Annotated in this window: 2 protein-coding genes; one reads left to right on the forward strand and one right to left on the reverse strand. The window is 55.9% G+C overall.

The genetic code is table 11. The features are described from left to right. The first annotated feature begins 174 nt into the window (after window positions 1-174). Entirely contained in the window at window positions 175-1164 is a 990-nt protein-coding gene (locus tag CPT76_RS14690; protein ID WP_105443425.1) for an aldo/keto reductase, read from the forward strand. A gap of 187 nt (window positions 1165-1351) precedes the next feature. On the opposite strand, the gene CPT76_RS14695 is transcribed toward CPT76_RS14690, so the two are convergent. Next, on the reverse strand, window positions 1352-1519 hold a 168-nt coding region (locus CPT76_RS14695), incomplete at its 5' end, for a PCYCGC motif-containing (lipo)protein (protein ID WP_219845446.1).

The following is a 1519-nucleotide window of genomic DNA, read 5'->3' on the forward strand; positions in this document are numbered from 1 at the left end:
CTTGTATTTTCCATGGTTTCACACCCCTTTCGTTACAAACGTACCGCAGCGCATACCAATTTCAAGCATTTTGTTTCCGCTTACAATCGGATTCCTTTATCGCCTTGCGTTAACCCTGTCCTGCTGTGCTATTATAATCCCTGATACCAAATCAAGATGGGAGGCTGACATGTCATGAAGTACCGCAGATTGGGCGGCACAGGCTTGGAAGTATCTAATCTTTGCCTGGGCACGATGGCTTTTGGAAGATGGATCGACGAGGAAGCGTCGGTGCGGATCCTGGATCTCGCGATCGACCAGGGAATCAATTTTATCGACACCGCCAACTATTACGGAAAGGGGCAGGATGCCGACGTTCCGCACGGAACAGGCGAAAGCGAGGACATTATCGGCCGTGCCCTGAAGGGCAGACGGGATCAGGTCGTTCTGGCGACGAAAGTGGGCATCCGGTCAGGGTTCGGGAAAAATGACAGCGGCCTGTCGCGGACCCATATTTTGCGCGAAGTCGATAAGTCGCTGCAGCGCCTTCAGACGGATTATATAGACCTGTACCAGGTACATATTTTCGACCCGCACACGCCGCTGGAAGAAACGCTGCGGGCTCTGGACGACCTCGTTCGCCAGGGAAAAGTAAGGTATATCGGCTGCTCCAACTATGCCGCCTGGCAGATCGCCAAAGCGCATGCGATCAGCGAGCGGATGAACCTCGAAAAGTTCATTTCCGTGCAGCCGCAGTACAACCTGCTCTCCCGGGAAATCGAACAGGAGCTTCTGCCGTTCTGCGCCTCGGAGGACGTCGGCGTAATGGTATACAGTCCGATGGCACGCGGGATGCTCTCCGGCAAGTACAAAGCGCCAGGGGATGCCCCGCCGGAGAGCCGCGCCGCCAGCGGGGAGAAGCCGCTGCAGCAGTATTTTACCGAGCGGAATTATGAGCTTGTCAAAAAATACGCGGTGCTTGCCGGTCAATACGAAGTCAGCCTTTCCCAGTACGCACTGTCGTGGGTGCTTAATCAGCCCACGGTCACAGCCGCCATCATCGGTGCCAGCAAAGTGCATCACGTGACGGATGCCGCGCAGATCAGCGACTGGTCCTGGACGCCGGAAATGCTGCGGGAAGCAAGTGATGTCCGCAGTTCTACGGATGAATCGCAGCCTCATTAAAAAACAAGTCCCGGCCGAATATATTGGCCGGGACTGTTTTATGTCATGCTCACTCGCGCCTGTCAGCGGATGGCGATTATACCTAGGCACGTTCGGGCTCCCATTCGGCATTCAGCACATATGTTGCCCGTATTTCGGTATGATGGTCCAGATCCGGCGCTGCCGGAATCCAGATCCCTATCCCCCACTATACTTCCGGCGTTGGCGTCGGCGCCGCGTATTTTCCGTTGGAATACGTCTGGTCGATAATGCCGCGGATCTCTTTCACGCTTTTGCCCTCTTTGACCAGCGAAGCTGCCGTAAGCGCCGTCTCGACGCACACGCCGCAGCGGGTGCCGTGATCGTCCCATACCAC

It is taken from the genome of Paenibacillus sp. AR247 (assembly GCF_002968895.1).
Lineage (GTDB): Bacteria > Bacillota > Bacilli > Paenibacillales > Paenibacillaceae > Paenibacillus_AQ > Paenibacillus_AQ favisporus.